Here is a 26453-nt window from a genome sequence, read left to right as displayed (position 1 = left end):
GGAACACGTCGAAACGGGCTTGGAGGATCACCCGTGGGGCCGGGTGATCCTCCGTCCACCGCCGCCGTCGCGGCCGAGTGCGCCCCCGGTGATGGGCGCACTCGGCCGCCTCTCCCGGACGGGTCGGTCAGTCTTTACCTGTGTGGGCGAGCACGTAACGGGCGACGCGCGAACCGAGCTTCTCGCCGGCCACATGGTCGATGCGGGTGTGGATGCCGGCGTAGATGCGGCTGAGGCCGGCCTCGTCCGCCGCGTCCTGGTAGCCGGTGAACGAGCGGGTGACGTCGGGCAGCGCCTCCGAGCGGACGGTGAAGCGGTCGGACGGGCCGAAGTAGGCGGACAGCACGGTCGCCCCGGCCTCGCCGACGACGCTGTGCGCGCCGGGGTAGGACGGGTCGGGCGGCGTCACCGCGAGCGGGTTCCAGGCCGGGTCGCCGTGGGTGTCGGGGTTTCCGTCGGTGTCGGCCGCGCGGACCGCGGTGACGGGACGCCAGATCCGGTAGTGGTACTTGCCGTCGTAGAAGGCGATCGCCGCGTCGGCGAACGTCCGGTCGAGCGTGGCGAACAGGTGGGCCGTGGCGGCCAGCCCGGTTCCGTGCCGGTGCGCGGCGTCCTGGGCGATCTCGTTCCAGTAGTTCCAGATCGGCGCGGCCCAGAAACGCGCCTGGGTGGTCTGGTCAGGTGTCCGTTTGGTGCTGGTGTCCTGGCCCAGGAGCTGTACCTCGTTGAGCGCCCTGGTGTAGGTCCGGCTGGTCAGCGCCGGGTACGGGCGCGGCCGGAACTGGCCACCGCGTTGCAGCACGAAGGGCCGCACGCCGGACCAGTGCGTGAACACCGGGGCCGCGAACGCCGGTGGGGTGGGCCGGTAGTCACCCGGCTTGTCGCCGGGGACGAACGGCGGCGGGGTCGCGTCGGAGCCGTCGTGCGCGCGGTCCGCCAACACGGTCGTGGCTGCCCGCTGACCTGCGCGGATACCGGCCGTCTTGGCCGGGCCGTCCGGCACGTTCGCGAGCTCGTCGTGGAGCTGCCGGTCCAGGTCGGCGCGCCGCGCCGGGTACAGCGCGGCCAGGCTGTCGTGCGCGGCCTCGGCGGCAGCGGCGTAGCCGGAGCCGGACCTCGCGTCGATAGCGTCGGCGATGGCGGTGTGCATGATCGCGAAGTTGCGCGTGGCGTGGACGGTCGCCGGCTGCGCGCCGGGCGTCCGCACGATGCCCAGCAGGGTCCGGTTCCACTGGATCACCACCTCCCCCTGTGTGGTGGTGGCGGCCTGCGCGGGTGCGGCCTGCGGCACGTACACCGCACCGGTCGACAACACGGCACCCACGGCGGCGGCCATGACCGCCCTTGCTCTCCCCATCTCCCCGTCCCTTCTCCGACAGTCAGGTTCGACAAGGGATAGGGGGACGGGTTACACGGCCCGGTCTTCGACGTCCCCCCTGTGTAACCCCTGCGGCTATCAACCGGAGGAGCCGAAAAGAGGAGGAAATTCGATGCGAACGCGAATAGCGGTGGGGCTGTTGACCTCGGCGGCGCTGGCGCTGACGACCGCCGTGGCCACCGGCACCGCCGCGCAGGCGAAGGACCGTCCGTGCGGGCGGCCCGTCGAGACCAGCGGGACCGGATCGCAGGGCACACCGTGGACGCTGAAGTCGCAGTACGACGACGACGGCACCCCGCCGAACCGGCTGGTCGCGGGGGAGGAGTTCGAGATCGCCACCGCGGCGGCCGGGCAGCGCTGGTCGGTCAGCTTCACCGACAACGGCACGGAGTTCTTCCGCAATGACAACGACATCTCGATCGCGACCGGGATCCGGGAGGTCCATCCCAACCCGGTCGGTCGGAGCGTCGGGAACCATATGGCCGCGCACGCCGAGCATCTGGACGCGTCCGGCAACGTGATCGAGGTCATCGACGGCGCGGTCGACCTGGCGCCGCCGCCGGCGCGCTGCGCGCGCTGACACACCTGTGGCGCCCGGCCGTCCCCTCCGGCCGGGCGTCCTCCTGGACGGTTCTGTGTATCGGGGGGTAGAGAGGGCGCTTGGCGACTTCGAGGTGCTTGCTCTCGCCTTTGGGATGAACGGTAAATTCGTCGAGTGTTTTCGATACTGAGTGGCTATGTGGCTATTGGACGATCTGGTCGCGATGCTTATCAGGGGCGCATCGCGCCCATCGACGAGGTTGTAGTGGGTCGGACGGTGTGAGGGCGTGCCGTTTCGAGATGGTGCGGGTTCGGCGGCCCCACCGCCGCCGAGGTTGGTCGCGTTTTCCTCTTCGGGTAGGTCGGGGCGGAGGGTGATTGCCTGGGCATTGGGTGGCGGTTAGGTTTCGAGCATCGGGGGCTTCGGAACCGGGGGGACGGGGCATGGGGTGGCGTGGATGGGTTTTGCTTGGATTGTGCCTGGTCGGCGGCTGTTCTTCCGGGGGTGACGATGGCGTGAGTCCGGATAGGGAGACTTCGTCCTCCGCTTCGCCTTCTCGGCAAGGGTTGAGCGGGAAGGTCATTGTGCTCGATCCCGGGCACAACGGGGGGAACGCCGAACATTTGCAGGAGATCAACAGGAAGGTGTTCATCGGCAACGGATACAAGCCCTGCAACACGACCGGAACCGGCACGGCCCGCGGATACAGCGAGCATGCCTTCACCTGGGACCTCGCCAACCGGCTGGCGAACGTCCTGCGGGAGGCGGGTGCCCGGGTCGTGCTGACGCGGCAGGACGACAAGGGTGTCGGCCCCTGCGTCACCGAGCGGGCGGCGATCGGCAATCGGGCTCACGCTGATGCCGTGCTGTCCATCCATGCCGATGGGGCCGCCGTCAAGGGGCACGGGTTCCATGTGATTCAGCCGCTTCCGGTGGGAAAGAACGTTTCCATTGTTTCCGAGTCGGGACGGCTCGGCAGGTTGATGCGCGACGCGTTCCGTTCCGGGACGGGAATTCCCTACTCCACGTACGTGGGGCGGGACGGCCTGGATCGGCGGGACGACCTCGGCGGCCTCAACATGTCCACGGTCCCGGTCGTCTTTATCGAATGCGGCAACATGCGCAATCCGGGGGACGCGTCGGCGATGTCGGACGCCACGTCCCGGCAGCGTATGGCCGCGGCGCTGGCGAACGGGTTCCAGAATTTCCTGCGTTGACGACGTCCATGGTCAGACCGTCTCCCGGGCCTCGGTCGGGTACGGCGCGGCCGGGCGAGATTCGGCCGGGTCCGGTTCGGCAGGGCGAGATTCGGCGGGGCCGGGGTCGGCGGGGCGGGGTTCGGCCGTGCGGAAAGTGTGGCGATAGGCGGACGGCGGGACGCCGATCGTGGCGACCAGGTGCTGGCGAAGGGAGGCGGCGGTGCCGAAACCCGAATCGGCGGCGATGCGGTCCACGGGGAGATCGGTCGTCTCCAACAGGCGGCGGGCGAGTTCGACGCGCTGCTGGGTCAGCCATTGGCCCGGCGGCATGCCGACCTCGTCCCGGAAACGGCGCGAGAACGTCCGGACGCTCATGCGCGCGTGGCGCGCGAGTTCGGTCAGCGGAATGGGACGGTGCAAATGCCGGAGGGCCCAGTCTCGCGTCGCGGACGTGGTGGCGGCGGACGGCCCGGGAACGGGGCGCTCGATGAACTGCGCCTGCCCGCCCTCACGCCACGGCGGGATGACGCAGCGCCGCGCGACGCCGTTGGCGACCTCGCTGCCGTGGTCGCGGCGGACGATGTGCATGCACAGATCGATTCCGGCGGCGACGCCGGCGGAGGTGAGGACATCGCCGTCGTCGACGAAAAGGACGTCCGGATCGACCTTGATCTCCGGATGCAGGCGTTGGAGGCGGTCGGCCTCCTGCCAGTGGGTGGTCGCGGGGCGTCCGTCCAGCAGCCCGGCGGCGGCGAGGGCGTAGGAAGCGGTACAGATCGAGACGATTCGGGTTTTCGGCCGCAACCGGGAGAAGGTGACGGCGAGGGACGGCGGGTACCAGTCCGTCTCGTCCGCTGGGCCGCGGCCGAAGGGCGGGATGATCAGGGTGTCGGCCGTGTCGACCAGCTCGGACCCGTGGTCGACGGCGATGGAGAAGTCGGCCGACGTCCGCACGGGACCGCCGTCGATGCTACAGGTGAGGACCTCGTAGAGCGGCTCGCCCGCCGCCGACCGCGCGGACGTGAAGATCCGCGTCGGGATGCTCAACTCGAACGGGTACACGCCCTCCAGGGCCAGGACGACGACACGATGCATGGCCAAATTTTGACATATAACCATATTCTGGCCATCCCCGAAATAGTCCTTCGAGCGTCCGCCAGGCATGGGAAGATTGTTCCGATGCACGTGCATATGCACGTGCCGTGACGATCTTGAGGAGCGCCGTTGATGGCTGCGGGGCCGGCCGCCCACGCCCGGGGGCCGACGGTCAGGCGCATGCTGCTGGGCGCCCGGCTGCGCAGGCTCCGCGAGCTGAAGGGCCTGTCCCGCGAGGAGGCCGGGTACGCGATCCGGGGCAGCCACTCCAAGATCAGCCGAATGGAACTCGGCCGCACCGCGGTCAAGGAACGTGACATCGCGGACCTGCTCATCCTCTATGGCGTGACCGACGAGAGGGAGCGCCGCAACCTGCTCCGCCTCGCGCGCGAGGCGAACGCGCGCGGCTGGTGGCACCGCTACAGCGACATGATCCCGTCCTGGACGCACCCCTATCTGGACCTGGAGGAGGCCGCCGGATCCGTCCGGACCTACGATCCCTGCCAGATCCCCGAGTTGCTCCAGACTGAGGACTACGCGCGCGCGAGCCTCGCCATCCGGGACGGTATCCGCGAGGGCATGCCGCCGATAGAGATCGAGGGCCGGCTCAGCGTCCGGCTCATGCGCCAGCGGGTGTTCGCGCGGTCTCGGCGCCGGACGCTCGGAGCGATCGTGGAGGAGGCGGCGTTACGGCGTTTCGTGGGCGGCCCCGACCTGATTCGCGGGCAGCTGAGGCACCTGTTGCGGATGAGCGAGACCGCGACCGTGGACCTGCGGATCATCCCGGCGGACCGGGCGTCCCTCGCACCCACGGGCCGCGCGTTCACCGTGCTCCGCTTCGACGAACAGGCCATTCCGGACGTCGTCTACGTGGAGCTGCTCACGACGGCGCTCTACCTCGACAAGCCGGCCGACACGGACGCGTTCGAGCGCGTCTGGAGCCGGCTTGAGCGCGAGGCCCTCTCCCCGGACGCGAGCCGCGCCCTGCTGTCCCGCCTCATGGAACGTCTTGCGGAATAGAGTCTTTCGTTCTGGTGGTGGAGGCAACCCTACGGATCGTCTGCGGGAAGACTCCACCTTTGGTCGGGGTTTTCCCCGATAGCGATGACTCGCGCCAGCCGTCAGAGTCGTAAGTAGCAAGCAGGGGAATGAGGAACCCCTCCGCAGGAAGAAGGCGCACGATGTCACACAACACGCTGAGCCTCACCCCGTTGAGTACATCCGAGCTGGCCCAGATCCTGTTCGCCTCCGGGCTCCAGGCGTCCGACGCCCCGTCCGCCGAACAGGTCCGTACCGCTATAGACGCACGGCTCTGCGCCTGCGGCGGCGACCGTTCCGTATGCACCGCGGTCGTCGCGCAGGAGGCGGGCGACCACCCGGAGACCTACACCACTCGGATGCGCTGGGCGCTCTCCACCGTGTCCGCTGCCTACGCTACCGCCGCCTGAGGGCCTATACCGCCGGGGCCTGGGGGGCCCACACCGCTGGGGGCTGAAACCGGCCCGTCCGCCGAGCTCGGGACCATCTCGTCCCACCGAGCCTGAGACAACCGCATCCGCCGAGCTCGAAACCACCACATCCGCTGAGCCTGAGGCCACCGCGTCCCAGCGAGCACGACCCGCAAGAGGATTCACACCAAGGACTTCTGCCGAGGGAGAGATCCGATGCGCTCACAGTTCACCGACCGTCGCGAGGACATCCTTCCCCGCACGCTCCGCGACCTGATCGCCGCCGAGGCGACCCAGGAGACCGACGAGAAGCGGCGCCGCCGACCACGCAAGGTCATAACCACGAGGCGCGTCACGTAGACCACGGGTACGCCGCGCATACGGCCATGTCACGCAGATGGGTACGTCGCGCATACGGGCCACGCCACGTAGGGGTTGCGTCGCGTAGACGGGGCACGTCAGGTGGACGTGGTTCGCATGCGTCAGTGCTTCTTCTTGGTCTTCTTGTGCTTCTTGTGACTACTGCCCGACTCCCACTCGTATCCGGGCGTGCCGTTCTTGCAGTAACGGTCGCTCACCTTCGTGTCCGTCGCGTCGTGCTCACACCAGCGTTTCTCGGAGCATCCGGCGAGGCCCAGCCCTGCGACGAGAACGGACGTCGCGAGCACGACGGAGGGAATCTTCCGCATCAGGGGCCTCTTTCTTCGCGGATGCCGGAGCCCGGCCGAGGGTAACGCAGGTCTGACGTGCGCGATCATGGAGGCGTTCCGCGTCCGACGCATCGCCGCGAGCCCGTCCGCGTCCGGCCGCTGCCCGACTCCGGCCACCCTCTTGCCCGTCCGCCCTCCGGCTCGACCCTGGGCGTCCCCGCGCAGGTCTGGGCCTCTCCCCTGTCCTACCCTTGCCCCTCCCTAGCCCTTCCCAGGCACGGAGGGTTGCCATCCGTCACGAACTATGCTGGCGGCCGTGAGCGAAGAACCGGCGCGAGGCCGGGACGGCGTGCAGGGCCGCAGGCCCGCCGCGACCGGAGCAAGACGCGAGTACCGTATCGGCGAGCTCGCGGAGGCCGCCGGGGTTCCCGTACGGACGCTGCGCTACTACCAGGAACGCAAGCTGATTCCGCCGCCGCGACGCTCGGGCCGTGTCGGCCTGTACTCGGCGACACACCTGGCGCGCCTGCGCATGATTGGCAGCCTGCTAGAGCGCGGACACACCCTGGAGGGCATCCGCGAACTGCTGTCCGCATGGGAACTCGGCCGCGACATCGGCGTCGTGCTCGGCGTCGAGAAGGCGGCGACGACGCCGTGGTCGCATGAGGTCCCGGTGACGATGACGCTGGACGAGTTGGCCGCGCTCTTCCCAGGCGAGGACGACCTGCCGAGCGTCATCGACCGCGCCGCCTGCCTCGGCCTCCTCGAAATGGAAGGCGAACGCGTCACACTCTGGAGCCGCCGCCAGCTCGACGCGGCCGTCACGCTCGTCGGCGCGGGCGTCCCGCTGGAGGAGGTGCTGACGGCCGGATGCGAGATCCAGCGCACCATGGACGATCTGGCCGCGCTGTTCGTCCGGCTGATCGCCAAGCACGTCGTCGGACGCGTCGGCGACCACAGCCTGGGCGACCTCACCGACACGCTCACGCGGCTGCGTCCCGGCGCCGAGGTCACCGTCGAGGCGGGCTTCGCGCGGGCCATGGACCGCCAGGTCCGCGCCGCGATCGACCAGTTCGGCGGACGCCTGGCCACTTCCTGACGGCTCCGCAAGGTGCCGCACGGGGCGTCTCGGGCCGCCCCCGGCCCCGCCTGAAGTCACGCACCACCCCGCCCGTTCCGTGCTGGCCGCATCCTGACGGTTCCGTAGGGGTCCGTTGCCGGTCATGTCCGGGACTTCTCGCCCAGCGATCGTTACCGTGACGGCGTGCCAGGACTCCCATCGTCGACCCTGCTGTCGGTAGCCGTGCTCGGGGTCAGTGTTCTGCTACCGACGGCCCATGCTTCAGCCGCCGCGGAGGTCTGCGCGTCATCCACGCATCCCACGATGGCGAAAACGCTCGGTACGCGCATACGGACTGCGCTCGCCGACCGCGCCGGGACGGAATCGGTTGCGGTGTTCGACCGGAAGCGCGGCATCCGTTGCACGGTCGCCGCCGGACGCCACTACGACTCGGCGAGCGTCGTCAAGGTCACGATCCTGGGCGGGCTGCTCCGCCAGGTCTCGGACGAGCACCGCTCGATGACGGTGACGGAGAAGTCGCTGGCCGACAAGATGATCACGCGCTCGGACAACGACGCCGCGTCCCGGCTGTGGCGCTCGGTGGGACGAACCCGGATGGACCGGTTCCTGAAACTGGCCGGGATGTCGCATACGACGCTCGGCCCGTCCGGCTACTGGGGGCTCACGCAGATCACGGCGCAGGACGAGATCGAGCTGCTCAGCCGCTATACGCACCAAAACGCGCTGCTGCCGGACGAGTCACGCGCGTATGCGTTGGGGCTCATGAACGACGTCATCGCGTCCCAGCGGTGGGGCGCCCCGGCGGGGAGCCCGGCGAAAGTGACGTGGCACGTGAAGAACGGATGGCTGCCCCGGAAGGGCCGCTACTGGCGCGTCCACAGCATCGGCGCGTTCGACGGGCACGGCGAGGACTACATGATCGTGGTGTTGACGCAGGACACGCCGTCCATGGCGTACGGGGTGACCACGATCGAGCGCGTCGCGCGGGCCGTGCACCGGACGCTCAATCCGGGCTCGCGGTCGGCGGAGGTCAGGACCGTCCCCGATGACATTTGGGAGAAATCGGACGGCTCCGTCCCCCTTGATCGCTGAGAGTTATCCACAGGCGGACCGGTTTTCGTTCGGGACGGTCGTGAGCCGCGATACTGGGGAGCATGGTCGACGAAGAGCGCTGGCGGGCGCGGTTCCGGGCCGCGCGGATGAGCCTGCCCCGGTGGGCGCGCGACGCCCCGGATCACAGCATCTACCAGTCCAATGTCACGGGGACCTGGGAGATCTACACCTGGGATCGCGGGTCGGGTGAGCGGCGGCAGGTCACCGACCGTCCGAACGGGACGTGGACGGGCACCATCGATCCGTCCGGCGCCTGGGTGTGGTGGTTCGCCGACACCGACGGCGACGAGTTCGGCGTGTGGAAGCGCGTCGCGTTCGGCGCGCCGGAGGGAACCGAGAGCGTTCCGGCGGTTCCGGGGCTGGAGCCCTCGTATCCGGCGGGGCTGGCGCTGGGCGCGAGCGGCCTGGCCGTGGTCGGGCGGACGAACGACACCGGCAACTCCGTCCACCTGTGCCGTCCCGGCGCCGAACCCGAGGTGCTCTACCACCACGCCGAGGACGCGCACGTCGCGGGCCTCTCGCGAGACGAGACACTCGTCGCGATCGGGCACAGCGAGCACGGCGACAGCCGCCACATGGCGCTCCGGGTCGTCCGCGCCGACGGGTCCACGGTCGGCGACCTGTGGGATGGGCCTGGCAAGGGCGTCTACGGGGCCGGTTTCGCGCCCGTGGATGGCGACGCGCGCCTGCTGGTCGGGCACGAGCGGCGCGGCCGGGACGAACTGCTCATCTGGGACGCGGTCGCGGGAGCCGAGCAGGAGATCGTCCTCGACCTGCCCGGCGAGATCGGCGCCAGCTGGTACCCGGACGGGTCCGCGCTGCTGATCTCCCACTCGCACGAGGCGCGGGACGAGCTGTACCGCTACGACCTCGGCACCGGCGCGCTGAGCCGGATCGAGACGCCGCGCGGAGTGATCGGCGGGGCGGCCGTCCGTCCGGACGGGACCGTCGAGTTCTCGTGGTCGTCCGCCGCCGAGCCACCGGTGATCCGCTCGACGTCGGGCGCGGTCGTGCTGACCCCGCCGGGCCCCACGGCCCCGCCGTCCGTGCCGGTCGAGGACGTGTGGGTGGACGGCCCGGGAGGCCGCATCCACGCGCTGGTCAGCAAACCGGAGGGCGACCGCCCGTACCCGACCGTGTTCGACATCCACGGCGGCCCCACCGCGCAGGACGAGGACTCGTTCGTGGCGGCCGTCGCCGCGTGGGTCGACCACGGCTTCGCGGTGGTGCGCGTCAACTACCGGGGCTCCACGGGATACGGCTCGACGTGGCGCGACGCGATCGAGGGGCGGGTCGGCCTCACCGAACTGGAGGACGTCAAGGCCGTCCGTGACTGGGCGGTCTCCTCGGGCCTCGCCGACCCGGAGCGCCTCGTCCTGACCGGCGGGTCATGGGGCGGCTATCTGACGCTGCTCGGCATCGGCACCCAGCCCGACGACTGGAGCGTCGCGATCGCGGGCGTCCCCGTCGCCGACTACGTCGCCGCCTACGAGGACGAGATGGAGGGCCTCCAGGCCTTCGACCGCTCCCTGTTCGGCGGCTCCCCCGACGAAGTACCGGACCGCTACCGCGAATCGTCCCCGATCACCTACGTCTCCCAGGTCAAGGCCCCGGTTCTGGTCCTGGCGGGGGAGAACGACCCGCGCTGCCCGATCCGCCAGATCGACAACTACCTCGGACGGCTCGCCGAGCTGGGCCTCCCGCACGAGATGTACCGCTACGACGCGGGCCACGGCTCCCTCGTCGTCGAGGAACGGATCAAGCAAATGGCCACCGAGATCGGCTTCGCCCGCAAACACCTCAACATGCCCTGACCCCTCCGCCCCAGGGCGGGCGGCCCCACCCCGCCCGCCCCAGGCAGACCCACAACCCCATCCGCCCACCGCAGACCCGCATCCAACCTTCGTCCGCAAGCAGGCCCACGCTAGGCCTGCGTCCGCGAACGAGGCGCTGCGCAAGGTGGTCACCCTCCCGGACGCGCTGGAGGGCAAGCAGGCCACCTCGGGCGCCGCGCAGGACGCCCCTGCGGGCTAGCGTCCCATACGCGGAAAGGCAGGCCACCCCACTCCCGAACCGCGCAGGCCACAGCAACGCCGGGCCTCCGCTCGCCTCCAGGCAAACCCACGGCTCACCGTCCGCCCGCAAGCGACCCCACAGCCCACCGCCGTTCGCACGCAAGCCACGCAAGCCCCGCGTCCGCGAGCACGCGGGCTACCTCTCGTATGCGGAGGGCAGGTCACTCCGCTCGCACAGCCACGCGAGGCGCAGCAACACTAAGGGCCTCCCTCATCCCAGCAGGCGGATGAGTGGTCCACTTCGCGCGGCCCTGCGCACCCATACGCAGGCAGCTGTGCCGAAAGCGAGTGCGCGGGCTGACAGCCTGGCATGCGGGTAGGTGGCCCCCGTCCAGCACGCAGGCCCTGTGGGTCGCTGTGCCGCCAGGGAGTGGTGCTTGGCCTGCGGGTTTACAAGATCAAAGTGAGGGGCATTCCTCCGAACGGCCGCCAGTGAGCAGGAGCCGGTCCAGCCGACCGGCGCCCCCCGGCGTCGCCGCCCGAAGCGGCGGCGCAGCGCTCGAACCGTCGCTCTCCGCGCCGGAGAGCCAACACGGGGGACACATGACACGGCTCAATCAGACGTCTTCCCTTAAACGCAGGACAGCGTCCGACACTCCGGGAGGCGACGCCGCGCCTAGGACTGAGCCGTCCGAGATGCGGGGGGCCGAAGCCTCGGCGCCTGTTACCGGAACATCGGATGTCCGAGCACCCGCGATACGAGTGGCTGACGCGCGAGCCGTGAGCTCCTGGGTTATCGACAGCCAAGAGGTCGGGGCGCGGGAGCTTAGCGCTCGAATGCCAGGTATCCGATCGTTTGAGGCGTGCGTGCCCGATATGCGAGCGGTCGATAATCGAGTGTGTGGAACGCAGGCGTCAGATGCGGGAATATCTGGCATGCATGTGTTCGATAGCTGGGGGCTTGAGGCTCTAGGGGCCGAAAGGGGGGTGCCTGGTGCTGGAGGGGGCGGCGGTCGGGAGTCTGGGACGGGTGTGTCCGGTGCTCGAACGGCCGGTATGCGGGGGGCTGTGCGGCCAGGGCGTGGGGGGCTGGATGGTCATCCGGTGGTTGGTCCGACTGGGTTAGTGACGGCGTTTGCCGTGGCTGCTGCGCTGTTCTTCCTCGCGTCTCCGTCAGCTTCCGCGAGCCCGCGGTCGGCGGAGTCGTGGGCCATGCCGCAGCGGTCCGTCTTGGGGAGTGGGTTGGGCATGGTGGACGCGCCGGATCAGACGGTCCCGCCGCGTTCCGATATCAAGGACATGCCCGCTTCTATTCGGGTGGATCAGCAGTTCGCCGAGTATGTCCTGCGCGCGGAGGGGATCGATTGGCGCTCGACCGGCAATTGTTCCGACGCGTCGATCCCGACCTGCACGTCCTTCGAGGGACTGCGCTGGGGTTCGCTCAAAGGGCTGCTCGTGTTCGCCGGCGAGAGCGGCTGCGAGATCACCGTCACCGGCGGGACGGAACGCGGGCACGCGGGCGGGCAGTACAGTCACGAAAACGGCTACAAACTCGACATCGCGACGGGGCCGTGCGTCGACCGTGCTGTCACGCGCTACCCGTTCGTGGGGGTGCGTGGCGACGGCGCCAAGCTCTATCGCTCACCGACGGGTGCGATATTCGCCCGCGAAAGCGACCACTGGGACATCCTTTTCCGCTGACCCGGTGCGTCAGGCCCGGACGTCGCGGATGATGTCGACCAGTTCCCTCGTCACCGACTTGAAGCCCGGAATCCGCGACATCGACACCATGCGGTTGACCAGCGGGACCGTCCGCTCGACGAGGAGGTAGGTCTTGCGGCAGCCCGGCGAGCTGTCGTGCACCCAGTACAGGACGATGCCCATCGAGTACAGCCACAGCAACTCGGGCAGCTCCTTGCGGAACTCCTTGTCGACCTTGAGGTTGGAGCCGTCCACGACCTCGCGGTAGATCGCGACGGCGGAGTTGCGGGACGGTCCGGACTCGGCGCTGAACGGATTGAGCGGGCTCGTCGGCTCGGCGGCGAACTTGAAGAACTTTCCGGCGAATTCGTGGTAGGGGACCATGGTGTCCACCCGCGCTTTCAGGACGCCCAGCAGCCGGGGCGCGAAGTCCTTCTCGGCGGCGAGCACGGCCCGGCAGGCGGCGGCGTGCTCCTCCTGGAGTTCGTCGTAGTACGCCTGGATCAGCGCTTCCTTGGAGCCGAAGTAGTAGTAGGCGTTGCCGACCGAGACGCCCGCTTCCTTGGCGATGGCCCGCATCGTCGTCGCCTCGTACCCGCGCTCGCGGAACAGCCTCAACGCGGTCACGACGATCAGGGCGCGCGTCTGCTCGGACTTCACGGCCTTCGTCTCGGTCACCCTTGCCACCCTAAAGGCCAGTCGCGCCGTCTCGCTCATGCCATCGAACCCCGTCCAAGGACCGGTCCGGCCCGACGCCGATTCATACGGACGTCGTCCACCCTCACGAGGACGCGGTCTTGCCACGCAGACACGCCCAAGCCGATGCGCACGCCAGCCGGGCCCACGCGGGCGCCGACGCGAACACTGTCCGGGGAGCATGTTGAAGCGGAGCGGAGCCACCCGGACACGGTCCAGGCCTAAGCGAACCGCGTTGTCCATGGCCATGCGGGCGCCGATACGAACGCCGACCGGGTTTGCATAGAGGTCGTTCGAGGCGGCGCAGGCGCGGACCAGGCGATGCGCACGCTACGGGGCTCACGCGGTCGCCGACACGAACATCGTCTGGGGTTAGAGCTGGACGAACGGTGCCGTCCGAAGCCGTGTGGACGCCGATACGGACGTCGTCCGGGACCGCGTGGAAGCCGTCGGAGGTGACGCGGGGCGGCTCAGGCGGTGCGCATGACAGCTGAGGCTGGGCGGACGTCGTATGGAGGCCGGGATCGTGCGGGTGAGCTCATGGGGAGGTTGTGCGGGCTGGGGCGGGGACGGGGTGGCGGAAGTGATTGCTTGCGCTGGGGGCGTCAGAATTCGGGGGCGATCAGTTCGGCTATCTGGGCGGCGTTGAGGGCTGCGCCTTTGCGGAGGCCGTCGCCGCAGAGGAACAGTTCCAGCGCCTTCGGGTCGTCGAGCGAGCAGCGTACCCGGCCGGCCCAGGTCGGGTCGGTGCCGACGACGTCTGCCGGGGTGGGGAACTCGTACGACTCGGGGTTGTCGCAGAGGACGACGCCGGGGGATCCGGCGAGGATCGCCTGTGCTTCGCGCTGGTCGACGCGGTCGCCGAACACCGCGTGCACCGACAGCGAATGCGCCTTCATCACCGGGACGCGGACGCAGGTCGCCGCGACCTTCAGGGCGGGCAGGCGCAGGATCTTGCGAGTCTCGTCCCGGATGCCGAGTTCGTCGGAGGTCCAGCCGCCGGTGCCCAGGGAGCCCGTCCACGGGACGACGTTCATCGCGAGCGGTGCCGGGAACGGTCCGAACTCGCCGACCGCTCCGCGCACGTCGCCCGCGCGGTTGCCGAGCGCGCGGTCGCCGCCCACCTTCTCGAGCTGCGCGTACAGGGTCTCGATGCCGCTGCGTCCGGCCCCGGACGCCGCCTGGTAGGACGAGACGACCAGTTCGCGCAGGCCGTAGCGGTGGTGCAGCGCCGCGATCGCCACGATCATGGACAGCGTCGCGCAGCCGGGGCTCGCGACGATGCCGCGCGGACGGTCGTGGACGCGTTCCGGGTTCACCTCGGGGACGATCAGCGGCACGCTCGGGTTCGTCCGGAACGCGGACGAGGCGTCCACGACCACGGTGCCGGCGGCCGCCGCGACCGGTGCCCATTCCGCGGACACGGGTGGGGGCACCGCGAAGATCGCGATGTCGGCCCCGTCGAACACCTCCGGCGCGAGCGGCATGGCCTCGGACGGTTCGCCGCGCACCGACAACTTCCGGCCCGTCGAGCGTGGTGAGGCCACCAGGCGGATCTCCCCGTACACGTCCAGGCGGGTGGACAGCAGGTCGAGCAGCACCGCGCCGACCGTCCCGGTCGCGCCGACGACGGTGAGGGTGGGTCTGCCCGCCCGGCCGTCCGGCTTGTTCGCGGTGGCCGGCCCGGCGGTCGAAGCCATGGTCGCACCCGCCCTCTCGTCATCGAGTCGCGTCCGCAGGTCCTCACAACTGAACTCTCACCGGCGCCAGCCGGTTCCCACGATCGTGGTGACACCGGCGGACCGCGTCACGCGACGCAGGCGGGACGGCATGCCGCTGACCGGCGCTTTTACACCATTCGTCGGCTTTGCCCTTTATCAGGGGCGTCGCCGCGCTACGGTCCCTGGGAGATCGTCGGCCAAGCACCCATGCCCGGGCGCGCGGAAAGGGACATCGCCATGGACGAGGACACGACGGCGGGCTCCGGCCCGCCCGTACCGCCCTTGACGTGGGCCCAGCGAATTCTGGCCGGGATCGGGGGCGTGTTCTTCGCAGGGCTCGCGGGCCTCGGCGGCTACGGTTCGTACGCGTCCGTCCAGGATGTCGCCGAGCCCTGGTTCGGCGGGCAGGCGTGGATCGTGCCCGCCGGGGTCGACCTCGGCATCCTGGCGCTCGTGTCCGTGGCCTTGCTGCTGGAATGGCTGGCCATGCCGATGCCCGCGCTGCGCTGGATGGCGATGGCCTTCACCGGAGCGACGGTCTGGCTGAACGTGTCCGCTGCGCACGGGGACCCGGCCGGTGTCGTGATGCACGCGGCCATGCCCGTGCTGTTCGTGACGTTCGTGGAGGCCGTCCGCCATGCGATCCGGCGGCGCGCGGGGATCGCGGCCGGAACGGTCCGCGAGGGCGTCCCGCTGGCACGCTGGCTCCTGGCACCGGTCTCGACGTTCCGCATGTGGCGGCGGATGGTGCTGTGGCAGATCACCTCCTACCCTCGGGCGCTCACCGCCGAGCAGCGCCGCCGGCGCGCGCTGGCGCTGCTGCGTGACCACTATGGCCGTGCGTGGAAGAGCAAGGCCCCGGCGGACGTCGTCTGGATGCTGTCGGACGGCGTCATGCTCGACCAGGCCTTGGCCCGCGTCACCGAACTGACCACCTCCGCCCCGCCGGTTGGGACCTCGTCGTCCGAGGCCCCACCGGTTGAGAGTTCGCCGGTGGGGACCGGGCTGGTTGGGGCCGCGCTGGATGAGGCCCCGTCCGAGGTTGCTGCCGCCGTGTTCGTTGGAGAACCGCCTGTCCTTACCAAAGCACAGGCGTCGGACAGTCTGGCCGGGGCGCCGGTCGACGCCCCTCCGGTGGCGTCAGGCCGGTCGGCTGACGGACGGGCGCCGCGTCCAGCGACAGCGCGTCCCGCCGCGCAGGTGCAGCTGGACAACCCGGCGGGGTCCGGGGAGGCAGGTAGTCGGGCGGCTTCTGTGCAGGTGGGCGATCCGGCGTCGTCCGCGGGCGCAGGTAGTCCGACGACCTCTGTGCCGGCGGGTGCTCCGGGAGCTTCTGTGCCGGTGGGCGCTCCGGCGATGTCCGTGCACGCGGGTAGTTCGGCCACTTTTGTGCAGGCGGGTGGTCTGGCATCGTCTGCGGGCGCAGGTAGTCCGACGACCTTGGCGCAGGCAGGTGGTCCGGCGGCTTCTGCGCAGGCAAGCGGTCCGGCGTCGTCCGCGCGCGTGACTAGTCCGGCCACTTCTGTGCGGGGAGGTGTGTCGACGTCTTCTGTGCAGGCGGGCGGTCCGACGGCTGCGCATGCAGGTAGTCCGGCGACTGCGCAGGCGGTTGACTCCGTGGCGGGTGCGCAGGTGGGTAATACGGCGGGGTCTGTTGACGCGGGTGGTCCGGCGGAGTCTGTGCAATCGCGTAGGTCGGTTGCGTCCGCGCCATCGCGCAATGTGGCTGCGGCCGCGCATGGGCGTGAATCTGCTGCGGCCGGGTCATCCCTCGATTCGGCGGGGGTCGCGCAGGGGCGTAATTCGGTGGCGGCCGGGAAGGTGCGTGAGTCGTCTGCGCCTCGGCGTGATCTCACGACGGCGACCGCCGGGACGGAAGCCCGGGCGCAGATAATTCTGGCGGCCGATCCGAATATCACCGGCGCGGAGCTGGGACGGCGGCTGAACCTCAGCGCCAGGCAGGGGCAGCGGCTGCTTAATCGGCTGTCCCGGCCCGCCCCGTCCTCCGCGGCCTCCTGAAGCCGGAAGAACGGGGCGGCTCGCGATCAGCGGCCGGTGCCGCCGTAGACGACGGCCTCGACCTGGTCGGCGTCGAGGTCGAACGCGCGGTGCGCGGCGGCGACGGCGGTGTCGATGTCGTCCTGGGCGACGACGACCGAGATCCGGATCTCGGACGTGGAGATCATCTCAATGTTCACCCCGGCGTCGGCGATCGCGGCGAAGAACGCCGCGGTGACGCCCGGGTGCGAGCGCATGCCCGCGCCGATCAGCGACACCTTGCCGATCCGGTCGTCGTAGCGCAGCGACTCGAACCCGATGCGCTCCTTCAGCTTGTTCAGGGCCGTCAGCGCGCTCTGCCCGTCGCTCGCGGGCAGCGTGAAGGAGATGTCGGTGCGTCCGGTGGACGCGGCGGAGACGTTCTGCACGATCATGTCGATGTTGATCTCGGCCTCGGACAGCACCGTGAAGATCGTCGCGGCCTCACCGACCTTGTCGGGCACCCCGACCACGGTGATCTTGGCCTCGCTCCGGTCGTGCGCGACCCCGGAGATGATCGCCTGCTCCATGTCGTGCCCTTCGATGTCGCTGCTGTCGACGACCCACGTGCCTTCCTTCTGGCTGAACGAGGACCGCACGTGGATCGGGATGTTGTAGCGGCGCGCGTACTCCACGCAGCGCAGATGCAGGATCTTCGCGCCGCTCGCCGCCATCTCCAGCATCTCCTCGTAGGAGATCCGCGGGATCTTGCGGGCGGGCGGGACGATGCGCGGGTCGGCGGTGAACACGCCGTCGACGTCGGAGTAGATCTCGCAGACGTCGGCGTCCAGCGCGGCGGCGAGCGCCACGGCCGTGGTGTCGGAGCCGCCGCGTCCGAGGGTGGTGATGTCCTTGGTGCCCTGCGAGACGCCCTGGAACCCGGCGACGATGCAGATGGAGCCCTCGTCCAGCGCCGTCCGGATGCGCCCGGGCGTCACGTCGATGATCTTGGCTCTACCGTGGGAGCCGTCGGTGATGACACCGGCCTGGGAGCCGGTGAACGAGCGGGCCTCGTGGCCCAGGTTCGCGATGGCCATGGCCAGCAGCGCCATGGAGATCCGCTCACCGGCGGTGAGCAGCATGTCCAGCTCACGGCCCGGTGGCAGGGGGCTGACCTGCTTGGCCATATCGATGAGATCATCCGTCGTGTCGCCCATGGCGGACACCACGACGACCACGTCGTTGCCCGCCTTCTTCGTCGCGACGATGCGCTGGGCGACCCGCTTGACGCACTCGGCGTCGGCGACGGAGGAGCCACCGTACTTCTGCACGACTAGAGCCACGAGTGGGCGCTCCTCGGATCGGGGTCAGGCGTATCGATCGACGAGTCTACCGAGCCCGTCCCAGTGGATTACGACCAGGTAACACCTGTCACGGAAAACCAAGATCACGAGGTGCGGGGATCGCCGCGGGTCGTATGCGACGGTCGCTTTCGAGGCGTCCGCAGCGGGTCGGCTGAAGTGGCCGGGCCTATTCGGTCACTGCTTCCGCTGTCGGTGGCCCTGGTGATTCCGGCTCTGTCGTCGCATCGGGTTGTGCTTGGTGCGGTGTGGCTCGCCCGAGGCGTCCGAAGTCACGAAACTCCGCCATCAGAACGTCCAACATCAGGGGTACCGTCACCAGACACTCCGCTGCTCGTGGCGCCGACGCTCCGCCGATGGGTGACCAGCCAGGCGAAACCGCCGCCGATGCTCAGGACGAGAACGAGGACGATTCCGGCCGGCAGCCACCGCCACGCCTGCGACGTGGTCGTATGCCCCGAGATCCACGGCCCGAACCCCGGGCTCTGCCTCGTGTCGACCGCCGGGAAGGAGCGCGGCACCATGATCATGTCGTCCTCGCCGAAGAGGTGGTTGTGCGCGCGGAAGTCGTCCAGGTCGTCATAGGAACGGCCGTCGGAGTCCACGATCTTCACGAACCGGTTCTGCTGGCAGACGAGGAACAGCGCCTTCGCCTCGGACGCATCGCCCTTGTGTTTGACGAGGATGCTCGCCTGATACACCTTGCCGGGGGACGAGCAGCCGGTCGGCCGCGCCGCCGCGGCCCTGGTGGCCGCGTCCAAGATCGTCATCAGCAGCAGGACGAGGAGGACGGCCGCCGCCGTACGGGGCGTGCCGCGTAATCTCGTCCCCACGGCGTCCACGCACGGTCTCCCTCCCATCCGCCGATCGGGAGGACAGCGTGCCAGCGACCGTCCGGGACCGGTACCGGGGATAAGGGACAGGCGTCACACCGGATATCGAACGGGCCGGATGGGGAAGGTGAGGTGGGCCGGACGCCGTGGGACGTCCGGGTGGGTCAGGCGGTGGCGGCCTCCTGGGCGACGTTCAGGCGGGCGTTCGCGACCACCGCGTGCAGGGCGCGCAGCGAGGCGCCCGCGTGGTTGCCCCAGTGGTTGAAGTAGGAGTACTGCCACCACCAGAGCGCCTCCAGCGGACGTTCCTGCTGGTAGTGACGCAGCCCGTGGACGAGGTCGCTGGCCACGTCGACCAGGTCGTCCGACAGCCGGTATGAGGTGGGTTCGGTGTCCTTGTACGGATCGAACACCTCGACGTACTCGTCCAGCGCCGCGAGCCGCTCGGCGAGGCCCTGGCGGACGGCGTCGAGGTCCGGGTCGTCGCCGACCTCGGGCTCCCAGTTGTCGGGAAGGATCACGTCGGCGCTGGCGCCGAGCTGCGCACCGGCCAGGATGACCTGCGACACCTCGAGCAGGAGCAGCGGAATCGTGTGCTCCTCGCCGTCGCCGCGCGCGACGGCCTCCAGTCCGTTCAGATAGTTCTCCACATGACGCGCCACGCGTTCGGCGAGGACGTTCCAGTCCTGTGGGCTGTTGGCGTCAGACATCGAGCAGCCTCCGTCCTTCGAATGCGCGGCCCAACGTCACCTCGTCGGCGTATTCGAGGTCGCCACCCACCGGCAGGCCGCTGGCCAGGCGAGTGACCGTGAGGCCCATGGGCTTCACCAGTCGGGCGAGGTACGTGGCGGTCGCCTCGCCCTCCAGGTTCGGGTCGGTCGCGAGGATCAGTTCGGTCACCGTGCCGTCCGCGAGCCGCTGCATCAGCTCCCGGATGCGCAGGTCGTCCGGGCCGACGCCCTCGATCGGGCTGATCGCGCCGCCCAGCACGTGGTAGCGGCCGCGGAACTCCCGCGTCTTCTCGATGGCGACGACGTCCTTGGACTCCTCCACCACGCAGATCACTTGCGGGTCGCGGCGCGCGTCACGGCAGATCCGGCATTCCTCTTCTTCCGCGACGTTCCCGCACGTCTTGCAGAAGCGCACCTTGTCCTTGACCTCCTTGAGCGCCTTGCCCAGCCGTTCGACGTCGGCGGGATCGGCGGCGAGGAGGTGGAAGGCGATCCGCTGCGCGCTCTTGGGGCCGACGCCGGGCAGCCTGCCCAGCTCGTCGATGAGGTTCTGAACCACCCCTTCGTACAACGGACCCTCCCTTTCTTCGCGTCCAACTACCTTCTAGGACGTTCCGCCCGAGGGGCCGTCCTTTGTGCCTTTTTGGCGATCAGGATCCGGATTCGCCGCTCTGCTGCCCACCGGGACCTCCGGCGCTTGGGCCAGGGTCTTGGCCTGGGCCACCGCCAAGGCCGGGGAAACCACCCGGAAGACCACCGGGCAACCCGCCGCCGCCACCAAGGCCCGGCATGGCGCCGCCAAGGCCTGCGGCGAGCGGCCCCATCTTCTCCTGTTGCAGCTCGCGCGCCTCCCGGGCCGCGTCGCGGATCGCGGCCAGCACCAGGTCGGCGATGGTCTCGGCGGTGTCGGCCGGATCGCCGCTGTCGATGACCTTCGGGTCGATCGACAGCCCCGTGACCTCACCCTCACCGTTGACCGTCGCGGTGACGAGCCCGCCCCCGGCGGTCCCCTTCACCTCGGCCTCCGCCAGCTCGCGCTGCGCGGTGAAGAGCTGCTCCTGGACGGCCTGCGCCTGCTGGAGCAGCTCCTGGATGTTCAACTGACCACCGGGTTCCACGGTCCACTCCTTATTCCGGCCTTGTTCCGGCCCTTGCGCGAGGGCCTTCTGTCTGGCGACCAGCCGACCACCGGACGTCCGTCCTCCCGAGACTACGGGGTCCGACCATGATGCGGTACGTCCGGGCCGTCCGGTGCGCCGCCCCCTCGGGCTTCCCCTGGGCTCCGCTGGAGCGGTCCTGGAGCTCTCCTCAGGCTTGCCTCGACCTGCCTCGGTCTGCCTGGGGTTTGCTTCAGGTCGCTTCAGGTTCTTTCAGGTTGCTCCAGGGCTGCCTCACGAGTTGTCGATCTCTCGGATGATCTGGCCGCCGAGCTCCCGCTGGATGAGCGCCATCCCGCTCATCTCGGCCTCGCTGCCGTCCGCGTCCGCGTCACCTTCGGGGTCGACCTCGTCGCTCTCGTCCAGCGGGCCGGGGTCGGGCGGGGGAGGCTCGTCCGGCGGCGGGGGCATCGGCCCGGGATCATTCTGAGCATGACCGGATCGGGGCGCCGGAGCCCGGCCGCTCTGCGCGCCGTCGGGCGGCGTCTGCGCTCCGCTTGGCGAGCCGACGGGACTGGACGGGTTGGACGCACCGCCGAACCCCGCCGCTGCCGGGGCCGCCTGGTTCGCCGGGGAGGACCCGAAACCGCTGCCGCCTCCGCTGTTGCCGCTGTTGCCGCCGCCTGGCCTGGCGCCCGGGGCGCCGCCGCCCGGGTTGCCTCCGCGGTTGGGCGGGTTGCCGCCGCCTCCCGGCCGTCCGCCGGGACGTCCGCCCGGAGGGGGCGAGCCGCCGACGACGGTCTCGATCCGCCAGTCGACGCCCATGCGCTGTTTCAGGACCTCGCAGAGGATCACGTCGCGGTTGCCGTTGACGAAGCCCAGCCGGGACCCCTCGGCGTCGAACGAGAGCGTCAGCACGCGTCCTTCGAGGGCGACGGGCCGCACCCCGGACATGATGACCATCCAGGTGGCGCGGCTGACCTGCTTGACGGCCTCGACGATGTCCGGCCAGTACTGCTGGACGGTGGCGACGTCCATCCCGCCGCCTGAAGCGCCGGGCGCACCCCCTTGCGGGGTCGCCGAGGGGGCCGGCGTCAGGGAGGACGAGCCCGCGGCGACTTGAGGCGCAGGTGAGGGAGGTGCACTGGCCTGAGGTGGGGCGGCCGCGGCGGGTTGGCCTGGACGAGCGTCCGAGCGGTTATCCACAGAACCGCGTTCCACTTCCGAGGATGCGGTTCCGCGGTTGACACTGGAAGTGGGGTCGCCCCCCTGGGCGGGCGGGGGCTGTCCTCCCGGGCTTTGTTCGGAGCTTCGTCCGGGACGCTGCCCAGACCCGTGCGCAGCGTTCTGCCCTGTGCCGTGTGCGGGGCCCTGCGCAGAACCATGGACGGAGCTCTGCGCGTTGCTAGGAGTCGTAGGGCTTTGCGCAGAACCTTGCGCGAATTCCTGCCCTTGCCCCCCGCCCCCGCCAGGCGTCATCGCCCGACCAGCCGGGGGCTGGACAGGCGCACCCTGCCCAGCCTGGAAGGCAGGCGCCAACCCACCACCGCCACCCTGACCGCCGCCGCTCTGACCGCCGCCGAAGCCACCACCGCCAAAGCCACCGCCCTGCGCGGCCTGCCGCTCCAGCCGGTCGAGCCGGGCGAACATCGACGCCTCGTCCTCATATGCGGCGGGAAGGAGAATACGTGCGCTGATCAGCTCAAGCAGCAGGCGCGGGGACGTGGCGCCGCGCATCTCCGTGAGCCCGGTGTGCAGCAGGTCCGCCGCACGCGTCAGCTCTCCCGGCCCCATGGACGACGCCTGCCGCCGCATCTGCTCCAACTCATCAGCCGGAACATTGAGGAGCCCCGAACCCCCGGCCTCCGGCACGTTCGACAGGATCACCAGATCCCGGACGCGCTCCAGCAGGTCGGCCGTGAACCGCCGCGGATCCTGGCCGCTCTCCACAACCCGGTCGATCGCCGCGAACACGGCCGCGCCATCCCGGGCCGCGAAGGCCGCGACCACCTCGTCCAGCAGCGTGGAATCGGTGTAACCGAGCAGCGAGACGGCCCGCGCGTACGTGATGCCCTGCTCGTCCGACCCCGCGAGAAGCTGGTCAAGGATCGACAGGGTGTCACGGGCGGAACCCGCCCCGGCCCGCACCGCCAGCGGCAGCGCCGACTCCTCGTAGGGCACCTTCTCCGACCGGAGGATCTCCTCGACGAGGTCCTGGAGCACCCCGGGCGGGATGAGCCGGAACGGATAGTGATGGGTCCGGGACCGGATCGTCCCGATGACCTTCTCCGGCTCGGTGGTCGCGAAGACGAACTTCAGGTGCGGCGGCGGCTCCTCGACGAGCTTGAGCAGCGCGTTGAAGCCCTCGCGGGTGACCATGTGCGCCTCGTCGATGATGTACACCTTGAAGCGCGCCGACACCGGCGCGAAGAACGCACGTTCCCGCAGGTCACGGGCATCATCAACACCACCGTGCGAGGCCGCGTCGATCTCGATGACATCGATGTGGCCGCTACCCGACGGCCCGAGCGCGACACAGGAGTCGCACTCGCCGCACGGATCGGCGGTCGGCCCCTGCTCGCAGTTGAGCGAACGGGCGAGGATACGGGCGCTGGACGTCTTGCCGCAGCCGCGCGGACCGCTGAACAGGTAGGCGTGGTTGATCCGGCCGTTGCGCAACGCCTGCCGCAGGGGCTCGGCGACGTGTTCCTGCCCCTTCAGTTCGGCGAACGTCGCTGGCCGGTACTTGCGGTACAGAGCCAGACTCATCGGGGGCCCGCCCTCCCTCAAGAAGCGGAGCGTCAGAAGCGAAAAGGACCCCCCGCACACCCGCCAGAGCCTGCTTATCCTTGCTGCCTTCCGGCCCTGGGGAGGTTCACAGGGTGACGCCGTGCGAGGGGTCTGCCCCGAGTCTATGACATCCCCGCCCCAGGATGGCCCGCATCCCGAGATAGCCACGCCGCACCCCACCCACCCCCACGCAACAAGGCCTGATCCCCCGACCACGACCAGGCCCCTGGACGCTCGCGCCCCGTGCGCCAGCCGTCCCGACACCGCCGATAGGACGACTGACCAGGCGCCCCGCCCAGCTCCCATCGTCCAGCCCCACGCCAGAACCGCTGCCGACTGGGGCCACCGGCGAGCCCCAACACCCCACCCCCAGGCCCTGGGAACCCCTCCCTCCTGGGGCGGCCCTACTCCATATCCGCCTCGCGTGACCCGCCGGACCGATAAGGGTCACCATGGCGGCGCCGGCGTCCGCTCCCACACCAAGGCCAGTGGAACACGCAGTACGACTGCTAGGCGTTCCGCACGAAGGCCAATTCTTCAAGCAGAGTTCGCAGTAAACACATTTACCGCCAGGTCGACGCCGATAGGTCCGACTTATCCGCCGCCTGACGATACACACCACCCCATGCGCATGGAATGACCTGCGAGGACGCTGCCCTCTACCCGCTCTCTGTCCTCCGCGACCGGGACGCTTGGTGGTCAAACATGAGCAGCAACCGAGCCCTTGCCTGAGTTTTGCGAGTTGACCGGATCTCGCCAAGATCGACTCACCCTCAAGGGATACGATAAGGAGGGATTCCCTCCCACGTCTGGAGGCCCTTATGGGTTTCTTGGAGAATGCCGGAAAGACGATCGGCGCGCTCGCTCGCGCCATCGGTGACTACGAGGCCGCTAGGCAGCAAGCGGAATACCTGCTCACCATGAGCGAGGATCAGGCAAAGCTGCGACTGCACGAGAAGGCCCGCCAGGACCAGGACTCAGTGATCCTGCTCAGCCGCGCCCTGAAGGAGATAGCGCGATCGAACTCGGGCGACCGCGCCGACCTGGCAGCCCGGCTCGCCCTCTTCGCCGACGGCCTCGTCTAGGCCCCGCTGAGCAACACGAGCCTCCCTCCGCGCCCCTCCATCACAAGGCAAACTGCGGAGGAGCGATGGAAGACATGACGGCTCAGCCGACGTGGAGAAAGCCCAGTCATTCCGGTGGGACGGCGGACACTTGCGTAGAACTCACCCGATTGCCAGCGGATATCGGCATCCGAGACCCAAGGACCCTGAAGGCCCCAAGCTGGTTTCTCTCGCGACGCCTTCGCTTCGCTGGTAGCCGCCCTCAAGCGGTGACCCCCCACAGCATGAGCCTCGGTTCTGGCAAGGGTTGAGGCATACGCTTCACTCAACACCATGGCTCGCAGGCGGGCTCTAGGCTCGTCCCATGTCCGCGCCTCGGCAGGAGACGCTCCTGCACATCGCCGAACGGCAGCACTGGGAACCGGCCCGCGACGCTGGTACGCCTTACACCATGTCCACGCTGGGGAGGACGCTGGAGGAGGAGGGCTTCGTCCACTGCTCGTCCGATATGTCGCAGGTGGAGGGCGTGCTCGCCAACTTCTACACCGGCGTGGACCGGGACGCGCTCGTGCTGCTGGTCATCGATGTCGCGGGCCTCGGCTCGCCCGTCCGCTACGACCCTGTGGGCGATCAAGTGTTCCCGCACGTGTACGGCCCCATCCCCACCTCGGCGGTTATTGAGGTCCGCCCACTGCCCGGGACCCGGTAGGCTGTCCCGTGGAGGATTCGCCTAGTGGCCTAGGGCGCACGCTTGGAAAGCGTGTTGGGTTCACGCCCTCACGAGTTCGAATCTCGTATCCTCCGCCACTCATCAGGAGCCGGTGCCCGCACGGGCACCGGCTTCTTGCTGTCCCCAACCGCAGACCCCGGGGCGAGCGCTCAGCCCTGAGGTCGCACCACGGGACCCTTGGCTATGGGTGGACGGGGTTGGTGGGGGAGTCTAGCCAGATGGTCTGGCCCCCTGGGGTTACGGTCACGCCGTAGCGGTCGAGGGTGGGTTCGCCGAGGGCCTTCCAACGCTCCTCGGCGTCCTGTGTTGTCGACTTGGCGGGGCGCTGGCCTCGGAGCGGCATGAACCATGACGGGGCGGTGAAGCGGCCGTGCGCGGTGCCGTCTTCATCTACGACAAGTCGGCACAATGGCCAGTCGGGATGGATTGGGCCCCACGGCGCCAGGATGATGCCGCCGGCGCGCGTTTGCCTCACCCACGCGTAGGGCAGGGTCGAGACGGCTGCCGTGCAGATCACGCGGTCGTAGGGTGCGTTCGCTGGGTGGCCGAGTTCGCCGTCCCCGGTGATGACGTCCACCGGGCAGCTGACGCGCTCCAAGGCGGTGCGGGCTCGATCTGCCAGTGCTGGGTCGATTTCGACTGTGGTCACGCTCGCTGCGCCGGTGAGCTGGGCCAGCAGGGCGGCGTTCCAACCCGTCCCGGTCCCGATCTCCAGGACGGTCATTCCGGGTTGGAGGTCAAGGGCCTCCAGCATCCGCCGGACGAGGTGGGGGGTGCTGTTGGAGCTCATCGCCTCCACGCCGGCGCCGGTAGCGGCATTGCGGTACTCGGCGGGTATGGACGGGTCGAAGGCGGTCTGCGTGACCACCGCGTCATCAGCGTCCACCGCGGCCCGCCAACGCTCCGGGTCCTCCTGACGGTTGACAGGAACCCAATAGTTGATCTCATTGAGCACGAAGATCTGATCAGGAATAAATAGATCGCGGGGGAGCGCTCTGATAGCGGCCTCCGGCGTCACTGCTTTCCTGTCCCGTTGCACAGTACGCACGGTATCCAGAACCTCTTGCTGTCGTTGGTCCCCCACTGGCCTTTCTTGCCTTGACAGCCTCCGCAGTCCACTTCCTTCTTGTGCTTGCCCATGGTCTTCCTCTGAACGTCCTTAATTGGCGGTTGCTGATTGTATCGCCGCCTGCCAAGGGGTGCCTGTGTCTGTGGAGTTACAGAACGAATAC

Annotated in this window: 25 protein-coding genes, 1 tRNA gene and 1 other RNA gene; 14 read left to right on the top strand and 13 right to left on the bottom strand. The window is 69.4% G+C overall.

The features are described from left to right. Positions 1-127 precede the first annotated feature (127 nt). Positions 128-1357 (bottom strand): vanadium-dependent haloperoxidase, encoded by a 1230-nt coding sequence (locus K2F47_RS27665; RefSeq protein ID WP_242908417.1) that lies wholly within the window; start codon positions 1355-1357, stop codon positions 128-130. Positions 1358-1490: 133 nt separating this feature from the next. Between K2F47_RS27665 and K2F47_RS27660 the strand changes: the two genes are divergently transcribed. Both K2F47_RS27660 and K2F47_RS27655 read left to right on the top strand, forming a co-directional pair. After that, on the top strand, positions 1491-1958 hold the full coding sequence (locus K2F47_RS27660; RefSeq protein WP_242908416.1) for a hypothetical protein: 468 nt from the start codon (positions 1491-1493) through the stop codon (positions 1956-1958). Positions 1959-2503: 545 nt separating this feature from the next. After that, positions 2504-3136, top strand: a complete 633-nt coding sequence (locus K2F47_RS27655; protein ID WP_242908415.1) for an N-acetylmuramoyl-L-alanine amidase — start codon at positions 2504-2506, stop codon at positions 3134-3136. Positions 3137-3148: 12 nt separating this feature from the next. Here the strand turns inward: K2F47_RS27655 and K2F47_RS27650 are convergent, their stop codons facing one another. Continuing rightward, positions 3149-4213, bottom strand: coding sequence for a GlxA family transcriptional regulator (locus K2F47_RS27650; protein WP_242908414.1), 1065 nt, complete (start codon positions 4211-4213; stop codon positions 3149-3151). Positions 4214-4345: 132 nt separating this feature from the next. Here K2F47_RS27650 and K2F47_RS27645 point away from each other — a divergent pair, with 132 nt between their 5' ends. The 3 genes from K2F47_RS27645 to K2F47_RS27635 all read left to right on the top strand — a co-directional run bounded on the left by K2F47_RS27645 (position 4346) and on the right by K2F47_RS27635 (position 6021). Next, positions 4346-5233 (top strand): DUF5753 domain-containing protein, encoded by an 888-nt coding sequence (locus K2F47_RS27645; protein ID WP_242908413.1) that lies wholly within the window; start codon positions 4346-4348, stop codon positions 5231-5233. A gap of 161 nt (positions 5234-5394) precedes the next feature. Beyond that, on the top strand, positions 5395-5661 hold the full coding sequence (locus K2F47_RS27640; RefSeq protein WP_242908412.1) for a hypothetical protein: 267 nt from the start codon (positions 5395-5397) through the stop codon (positions 5659-5661). Between the two features lie 216 nt (positions 5662-5877). Beyond that, the gene (locus K2F47_RS27635; RefSeq protein ID WP_242908411.1) at positions 5878-6021 is read left to right on the top strand and encodes a hypothetical protein; all 144 of its coding nucleotides are present in this window, start codon (positions 5878-5880) and stop codon (positions 6019-6021) included. Between the two features lie 122 nt (positions 6022-6143). Here K2F47_RS27635 and K2F47_RS27630 read toward each other — a convergent pair whose 3' ends face one another. Continuing rightward, complete coding sequence (locus tag K2F47_RS27630) at positions 6144-6350, bottom strand: hypothetical protein (RefSeq protein ID WP_242908410.1); 207 nt, start codon at positions 6348-6350, stop codon at positions 6144-6146. 277 nt (positions 6351-6627) lie between these two features. Between K2F47_RS27630 and K2F47_RS27625 the strand changes: the two genes are divergently transcribed. The 4 genes from K2F47_RS27625 (at position 6628) to K2F47_RS27610 (ending at position 12221) form a co-directional block, all read left to right on the top strand. After that, a complete protein-coding gene (locus tag K2F47_RS27625; RefSeq protein ID WP_242908409.1) occupies positions 6628-7410 on the top strand; it encodes a MerR family transcriptional regulator in 783 nt (260 codons plus the stop codon). 354 nt (positions 7411-7764) lie between these two features. After that, positions 7765-8484, top strand: coding sequence for a serine hydrolase (locus K2F47_RS27620; RefSeq protein WP_242908408.1), 720 nt, complete (start codon positions 7765-7767; stop codon positions 8482-8484). A gap of 62 nt (positions 8485-8546) precedes the next feature. Further along, on the top strand, positions 8547-10319 hold the full coding sequence (locus K2F47_RS27615; RefSeq protein ID WP_242908407.1) for a S9 family peptidase: 1773 nt from the start codon (positions 8547-8549) through the stop codon (positions 10317-10319). A 1449-nt stretch (positions 10320-11768) separates the two neighbouring features. Next, the gene (locus K2F47_RS27610; protein WP_242908405.1) at positions 11769-12221 is read left to right on the top strand and encodes a hypothetical protein; all 453 of its coding nucleotides are present in this window, start codon (positions 11769-11771) and stop codon (positions 12219-12221) included. A gap of 9 nt (positions 12222-12230) precedes the next feature. Here K2F47_RS27610 and K2F47_RS27605 read toward each other — a convergent pair whose 3' ends face one another. Both K2F47_RS27605 and K2F47_RS27600 read right to left on the bottom strand, forming a co-directional pair. Next, entirely contained in the window at positions 12231-12899 is a 669-nt protein-coding gene (locus tag K2F47_RS27605) for a TetR/AcrR family transcriptional regulator (protein WP_242908403.1), read from the bottom strand. A gap of 623 nt (positions 12900-13522) precedes the next feature. Then, a complete protein-coding gene (locus tag K2F47_RS27600; protein ID WP_242908401.1) occupies positions 13523-14617 on the bottom strand; it encodes an aspartate-semialdehyde dehydrogenase in 1095 nt (364 codons plus the stop codon). Positions 14618-14875: 258 nt separating this feature from the next. On the opposite strand from K2F47_RS27600, the gene K2F47_RS27595 reads away from it, so the two are divergent. Continuing rightward, positions 14876-16657, top strand: a complete 1782-nt coding sequence (locus K2F47_RS27595; protein ID WP_242908399.1) for a DUF2637 domain-containing protein — start codon at positions 14876-14878, stop codon at positions 16655-16657. A gap of 26 nt (positions 16658-16683) precedes the next feature. On the opposite strand, the gene K2F47_RS27590 is transcribed toward K2F47_RS27595, so the two are convergent. From K2F47_RS27590 to ffs, 7 genes are all read right to left on the bottom strand, one after another. Continuing rightward, the gene (locus tag K2F47_RS27590) at positions 16684-17958 is read right to left on the bottom strand and encodes an aspartate kinase (RefSeq protein ID WP_242908397.1); all 1275 of its coding nucleotides are present in this window, start codon (positions 17956-17958) and stop codon (positions 16684-16686) included. Between the two features lie 290 nt (positions 17959-18248). Then, the gene (locus K2F47_RS27585; RefSeq protein ID WP_242908395.1) at positions 18249-18818 is read right to left on the bottom strand and encodes a hypothetical protein; all 570 of its coding nucleotides are present in this window, start codon (positions 18816-18818) and stop codon (positions 18249-18251) included. A 155-nt stretch (positions 18819-18973) separates the two neighbouring features. Beyond that, the gene (locus K2F47_RS27580) at positions 18974-19519 is read right to left on the bottom strand and encodes a DUF5063 domain-containing protein (RefSeq protein ID WP_242908394.1); all 546 of its coding nucleotides are present in this window, start codon (positions 19517-19519) and stop codon (positions 18974-18976) included. Further along, positions 19512-20111: a recombination mediator RecR gene (recR, locus tag K2F47_RS27575; protein WP_117397332.1), complete on the bottom strand. Its 600-nt coding sequence runs from the start codon at positions 20109-20111 to the stop codon at positions 19512-19514. Before recR ends, K2F47_RS27580 begins: the two co-directional genes overlap by 8 nt. A gap of 79 nt (positions 20112-20190) precedes the next feature. Further along, entirely contained in the window at positions 20191-20658 is a 468-nt protein-coding gene (locus tag K2F47_RS27570) for a YbaB/EbfC family nucleoid-associated protein (protein ID WP_308198466.1), read from the bottom strand. 273 nt (positions 20659-20931) lie between these two features. After that, positions 20932-23406, bottom strand: coding sequence for a DNA polymerase III subunit gamma and tau (locus K2F47_RS27565; RefSeq protein ID WP_242908392.1), 2475 nt, complete (start codon positions 23404-23406; stop codon positions 20932-20934). A 40-nt stretch (positions 23407-23446) separates the two neighbouring features. Next, an RNA gene (gene ffs / locus K2F47_RS27560) (signal recognition particle sRNA small type) lies at positions 23447-23542 on the bottom strand. A gap of 706 nt (positions 23543-24248) precedes the next feature. Between ffs and K2F47_RS27555 the strand changes: the two genes are divergently transcribed. The 4 genes from K2F47_RS27555 (at position 24249) to K2F47_RS27545 (ending at position 25298) form a co-directional block, all read left to right on the top strand. Then, positions 24249-24512: a hypothetical protein gene (locus tag K2F47_RS27555; protein ID WP_242908390.1), complete on the top strand. Its 264-nt coding sequence runs from the start codon at positions 24249-24251 to the stop codon at positions 24510-24512. A 65-nt stretch (positions 24513-24577) separates the two neighbouring features. Further along, the gene (locus K2F47_RS41815; protein WP_372490921.1) at positions 24578-24802 is read left to right on the top strand and encodes a DUF397 domain-containing protein; all 225 of its coding nucleotides are present in this window, start codon (positions 24578-24580) and stop codon (positions 24800-24802) included. A 53-nt stretch (positions 24803-24855) separates the two neighbouring features. Then, positions 24856-25200 (top strand): DUF952 domain-containing protein, encoded by a 345-nt coding sequence (locus K2F47_RS27550; RefSeq protein WP_242908388.1) that lies wholly within the window; start codon positions 24856-24858, stop codon positions 25198-25200. 10 nt (positions 25201-25210) lie between these two features. After that, positions 25211-25298, top strand: a tRNA-Ser gene (locus K2F47_RS27545). A 104-nt stretch (positions 25299-25402) separates the two neighbouring features. Here the strand turns inward: K2F47_RS27545 and K2F47_RS27540 are convergent. Further along, the gene (locus K2F47_RS27540) at positions 25403-26260 is read right to left on the bottom strand and encodes a methyltransferase domain-containing protein (RefSeq protein ID WP_242908386.1); all 858 of its coding nucleotides are present in this window, start codon (positions 26258-26260) and stop codon (positions 25403-25405) included. Between the last annotated feature and the right edge of the window lie 193 nt (positions 26261-26453).

Source organism: Actinomadura terrae, from assembly GCF_022751215.1.
Lineage (GTDB): Bacteria > Actinomycetota > Actinomycetes > Streptosporangiales > Streptosporangiaceae > Spirillospora > Spirillospora terrae.
The sequence above is the reverse complement of the archived record's forward strand: the minus strand, read 5'-3'. Positions and strand labels throughout refer to the sequence as shown.

Coding starts and splice junctions, on each gene's coding strand:
- K2F47_RS27665 (WP_242908417.1), bottom strand. CDS start 1,357: ATGGGGAGAGCAAGGGCGGTCATGGCCGCCGCCGTGGGTGCCGTGTTG.
- K2F47_RS27660 (WP_242908416.1), top strand. CDS start 1,491: ATGCGAACGCGAATAGCGGTGGGGCTGTTGACCTCGGCGGCGCTGGCG.
- K2F47_RS27650 (WP_242908414.1), bottom strand. CDS start 4,213: ATGCATCGTGTCGTCGTCCTGGCCCTGGAGGGCGTGTACCCGTTCGAG.
- K2F47_RS27645 (WP_242908413.1), top strand. CDS start 4,346: ATGGCTGCGGGGCCGGCCGCCCACGCCCGGGGGCCGACGGTCAGGCGC.
- K2F47_RS27640 (WP_242908412.1), top strand. CDS start 5,395: ATGTCACACAACACGCTGAGCCTCACCCCGTTGAGTACATCCGAGCTG.
- K2F47_RS27635 (WP_242908411.1), top strand. CDS start 5,878: ATGCGCTCACAGTTCACCGACCGTCGCGAGGACATCCTTCCCCGCACG.
- K2F47_RS27630 (WP_242908410.1), bottom strand. CDS start 6,350: ATGCGGAAGATTCCCTCCGTCGTGCTCGCGACGTCCGTTCTCGTCGCA.
- K2F47_RS27615 (WP_242908407.1), top strand. CDS start 8,547: ATGGTCGACGAAGAGCGCTGGCGGGCGCGGTTCCGGGCCGCGCGGATG.
- K2F47_RS27610 (WP_242908405.1), top strand. CDS start 11,769: ATGGTGGACGCGCCGGATCAGACGGTCCCGCCGCGTTCCGATATCAAG.
- K2F47_RS27600 (WP_242908401.1), bottom strand. CDS start 14,617: ATGGCTTCGACCGCCGGGCCGGCCACCGCGAACAAGCCGGACGGCCGG.
- K2F47_RS27595 (WP_242908399.1), top strand. CDS start 14,876: ATGGACGAGGACACGACGGCGGGCTCCGGCCCGCCCGTACCGCCCTTG.
- K2F47_RS27580 (WP_242908394.1), bottom strand. CDS start 19,519: ATGTCTGACGCCAACAGCCCACAGGACTGGAACGTCCTCGCCGAACGC.
- K2F47_RS27565 (WP_242908392.1), bottom strand. CDS start 23,406: ATGAGTCTGGCTCTGTACCGCAAGTACCGGCCAGCGACGTTCGCCGAA.
- K2F47_RS27555 (WP_242908390.1), top strand. CDS start 24,249: ATGGGTTTCTTGGAGAATGCCGGAAAGACGATCGGCGCGCTCGCTCGC.
- K2F47_RS41815 (WP_372490921.1), top strand. CDS start 24,578: ATGGAAGACATGACGGCTCAGCCGACGTGGAGAAAGCCCAGTCATTCC.
- K2F47_RS27550 (WP_242908388.1), top strand. CDS start 24,856: ATGTCCGCGCCTCGGCAGGAGACGCTCCTGCACATCGCCGAACGGCAG.